This is a genomic window from Caballeronia terrestris, assembly GCF_001544515.1.
Taxonomy (GTDB): Bacteria; Pseudomonadota; Gammaproteobacteria; order Burkholderiales; family Burkholderiaceae; genus Caballeronia; species Caballeronia terrestris.
Genome location: NZ_FCOL02000183.1, coordinates 1 through 3907, shown reverse-complemented (window position 1 = coordinate 3907; position 3907 = coordinate 1). Strand labels below are relative to the sequence as shown.

Annotated in this window: 4 protein-coding genes and 1 pseudogene; all 5 read left to right on the top strand. The window is 63.9% G+C overall.

Annotation, left to right across the window (positions count from 1 at the left end):
• On the top strand, window positions 1-144 hold a 144-nt coding region (locus tag AWB67_RS34840; protein ID WP_143328457.1), incomplete at its 5' end, for a zinc-binding dehydrogenase.
• Window positions 145-153: 9 nt separating this feature from the next.
• Window positions 154-1002: a TauD/TfdA dioxygenase family protein gene (locus tag AWB67_RS34835; RefSeq protein ID WP_087660476.1), complete on the top strand. Its 849-nt coding sequence runs from the start codon at window positions 154-156 to the stop codon at window positions 1000-1002.
• Window positions 1003-1020: 18 nt separating this feature from the next.
• The gene (locus AWB67_RS34830; RefSeq protein WP_087660475.1) at window positions 1021-1581 is read left to right on the top strand and encodes an RBBP9/YdeN family alpha/beta hydrolase; all 561 of its coding nucleotides are present in this window, start codon (window positions 1021-1023) and stop codon (window positions 1579-1581) included.
• Between the two features lies 1 nt (window position 1582).
• Window positions 1583-2287, top strand: a complete 705-nt coding sequence (locus tag AWB67_RS34825; protein WP_087660474.1) for a DsbA family oxidoreductase — start codon at window positions 1583-1585, stop codon at window positions 2285-2287.
• Window positions 2288-2344: 57 nt separating this feature from the next.
• Window positions 2345-3907 (top strand): annotated as a pseudogene (locus tag AWB67_RS34820) (3-(methylthio)propionyl-CoA ligase); the annotation flags it as partial.

Below are 3907 nucleotides of genomic sequence, written 5' to 3'. Positions count from 1 at the left end.
CTTGCCGGCGAAATCTTCGGATATATCGCCGCGGGCCGCATCAAGATCGAACTGAACCAGCGCTATGCGCTCGAGGACGCGGCGCAAGCGCACCGGGACCTCGAATCGCGCAAGACGACCGGCTCTTCGGTCTTCGTCATCTGAGGAGAAGCCATGCAAGTCGAACAATTGACCTGCGCGATCGGCGCCGAGCTGCTCGGCGTGAATCTGGCCGATGCCATCCACGATGAAGGTCTGTTTGCCGAGATCAGGTCGGCGCTGCTGATACATCGGGTGGTGTTCCTGCGCGACCAGGACATCACGCGCGCCGAGCATGTGGCCTTTGCGCGCCGCTTTGGCGAGCTGGAAGATCATCCCGTCGCGGGCAGCGACCCAGACCATCCCGGTCTCGTGCGCATCTACAAGACCCCGGATCAGCCCAACGACCGGTACGAAAATGCGTGGCACGCGGATGCCACCTGGCGCGAAGCGCCGCAGTTCGGCGCAGTTCTGCGCTGCGTGGAGTGTCCGCCCGTGGGGGGTGACACGATGTGGGCGAATATGGTGCTCGCCTACGAGAACCTGCCGGAGCACATCAAGACCCAGATCGCAAACCTGCGTGCCCGCCACAGCATCGAGGCGAGCTTCGGCGCTGTGATGCCGATCGAGAAGCGCCTCGCGCTGAAGGCCCAGTTTCCGGATGCGGAGCACCCGGTTGTGCGCACGCACCCGGACACGGGCGAGAAGGTGCTGTTCGTGAGCGCGTTCACCACCCATTTTACCAACTATCACACGCCGGCACGGGTGCGCTTCGGGCAGGACGCCAATCCGGGCGCGGGCGAACTGCTGCGCTATCTCATCAGCCAGGCCTACATTCCCGAGTATCAGGTGCGCTGGCGCTGGAAGCCGAACAGCATCGCGATTTGGGACAACCGCAGTACGCAGCACTACGCCGTTATGGATTACGCGCCGTGCCATCGCAAGATGGAGCGAGCGGGGATTATCGGCGACAAGCCGTACTAACTTGAACAATTCAGCATCGTGACTCTCAATACAGAACCCACCATACTTATCGTACCCGGCCTGCGTGACCATGTGGCCGAACACTGGCAGACACTGCTGCAAGCGCGCCTTCCCAAATCGGCTTCGGTGCCGCCGCTCGAACACGACAAGCTCAGCTGCGCGGCGCGCGTCGATGCGCTCGACGAGGCCATTGCCAAGATCGAAGGCCCGATCGTACTGGTCGCTCACAGCGCCGGCGTCCTGATCACGGTGCACTGGGCGCAGCGGCATTACCGCCGGATCCAGGGCGCGCTGCTTGCCACGCCGGCCGACCTGGAAGCACCCATGCCTGCCGGTTACCCGGCGCGCGATGCGCTCGAACAAAACGGATGGCTGCCAACCCCGCGTAAGCCGTTGCCGTTTCCGAGCATTGTCGGAGCCAGCCGCAACGATCCGCTGGCAGCGTTTGATCGCGTAGCGGCAATGGCCGCGGACTGGGGCAGTCGTCTCGTCGATCTCGGCGAGGTTGGACACCTGAACCCGGTGGCCGGCTATGGCGAGTGGCCGCAGGCGGAGACCTTGATCCGTGAGCTTCTGTGACATGGACGACCCAACCGAGCAGGTCGCTGGAGTCGATAAACACGTATCACTGACGGTCGATGTCCACTTTGATTTCGTCTGCCCGTGGTGCCTGATTGGCAAGCGCAATCTCGATGCCGCAATCGGTCGTCTCACCAGCTTGCGCCCGGACATCAGGGTCAAGGTGCAGTGGCACTCGCATCAGTTGTTGCCCGACATCGCCGCCGGTGGGGTTCCGTATCAGGCGTTCTATGTGGCTCGCCTGGGAAGTGCAGCTGCGGTCGATGCACGGCGCGCCCAGGTTCAGGAGGCCGCTGGCGCGGCGGGCGTGCAGCTGGCGTTCGACAGGATCGAGGTGATGCCCAACACACGGGCGGCGCACAACCTCGTTTCCTGGGCCGTGAGCACACGCGCGGGATTTCAGCCTGCATCGCTGATCGACCGGATATTCACCGGTTATTTCCTGGACGGCGTAGACATTGGCAACCCGGACGCGCTCGAGCGGATCGGTCTCGCGTGCGGTCTCGACGCAGCGCGCCTCGCAGAACATCTGGCAGCGTCGCGGCGCGATGACAGTTTGGTGATTCCGCGTTCGCCACAGGCTGAAAGCGTAAGGGGCGTGCCGCATTTCGTGATCAATTCGGCGTTGTCGCTGTCGGGGGCGTATTCGCCCGGCGCAATCGTGGATGCCATGTTGCTCTCGACGGGCGATCAGGAAAACAGATAGTCACCACGGCGACGCGACCGAGGGCGCGGGACCCGACAACGATTCAGGAGAACAAGGATGCAAGGTCTGATGATGCAGCAACCGCTACTGGTGGCTTCGCTGCTCATGCACGCCGAACGCCATCACGGCGCCCAGGAAATCGTGTCGCGACGTATCGAAGGGGACATGCACCGGTATCAGTATCGGGATCTCGCGCAACGCGCGCGCCGCATGGCAAACGCCCTGGCGGCCCTCGGCATCGAGCCGGGCGAGCGCGTAGGGACGCTGGCGTGGAATGGCTACCGGCACATGGAGTTGTACTTCGCAGTCTCGGGGTCCGGGTCCGTATTGCATACGCTCAACCCCCGGCTGCACGTTGACCAGCTGGCGTACATCATTGAGCACGCGGAAGATCGCGTCGTGTTCTTCGATCTGACGTTTCTGCCGTTGATCGAGAGCGTGGCGCCTCGCGTGAAAAGTCCGAAGGTCTTCGTCGCGATGACCGATCGCGCGCGCATGCCGCAAGCGCATGGTCTGTCCAGCATGCTCGTGTGCTATGAAGACCTCATCGATCTTCACAGCGATGCGTTCGACTGGCCGCTGATGGATGAGAACAGTGCGTCGTCGCTCTGCTACACGTCTGGCACGACCGGCAACCCGAAGGGGGTGCTCTACAGCCACCGCTCGACCCTGCTGCATACCTACGCAGCCGCGCTGCCTGACTCGCTGAATTGTTCCGCGCGCGACGTGATCCTTCCGGTGGTCCCGATGTTCCATGTGAACGCGTGGGGGCTGCCGTATATCGCCTGCATGGTCGGAGCCAAGCTGGTGTTTCCCGGTCCGGCGCTCGACGGCAAGTCGCTCTACGAACTGATCGAGACCGAACAGGTCACGCTGTCCGCCGGCGTGCCGACGGTCTGGCAGGGGCTGCTGTCACATGTGGCTGAGCAGGAGGGCGCTTTCTCGTCGATGCGGCGCACCGTGATCGGCGGTGCGGCGTGTCCGACGGCGATGACCGTACGGTTTCAGGAGCGCTATCAGGTCGATGTGCTGCACGCCTGGGGCATGACGGAATTGAGCCCGGTCGGCACGGTCTGCAGCTTCAAGACGTCCCCGTCCGCCCTGTCTACGACAGAACGCTACGCGCTTCAGGCGAAGCAGGGCCGCTCCGTGTTCGGCATCGACATGAAGATCGTCGGCCCGGACGGCGAGGAGTTGCCGTGGGACGGCATTGCGGCCGGCGACCTGTTGGTGCGCGGCCAGTGGGTCTCGCGGCAGTATTTCGGCAGCGACGGCGCGCCGCCGTTGCGCGACGGCTGGTTTCCGACCGGAGACGTGGCCAGGATCGATCCCGACGGCTTCATGCAGATCACGGACCGCAGCAAGGACGTCATTAAGTCGGCGGCGAATGGATCAGTTCGGCCGACATCGAGAACGTCGCGTGCCTGCATCCGGACGTCGCGAGTGCGGTGTGCATCGCCGCGCGGCATCCGAAGTGGGACGAACGGCCGTTGCTGCTGGTCGTGAAAAAGTCGGGCAGCGCGCTCACCGCGGACGAACTGCTCGCCTTCTTTGACGGCCGGGTCGCGAAGTGGTGGAAGCCGGACGCGGCGGTCTTCGTCGAGTCGGTTCCCCTCGGCG

What these genes read in the sequence shown, in the direction of transcription:
- AWB67_RS34825 (WP_087660474.1), top strand. Translation starts at nt 1,583, where the DNA reads ATGGACGACCCAACCGAGCAGGTCGCTGGAGTCGATAAACACGTATCA.
- AWB67_RS34835 (WP_087660476.1), top strand. Translation starts at nt 154, where the DNA reads ATGCAAGTCGAACAATTGACCTGCGCGATCGGCGCCGAGCTGCTCGGC.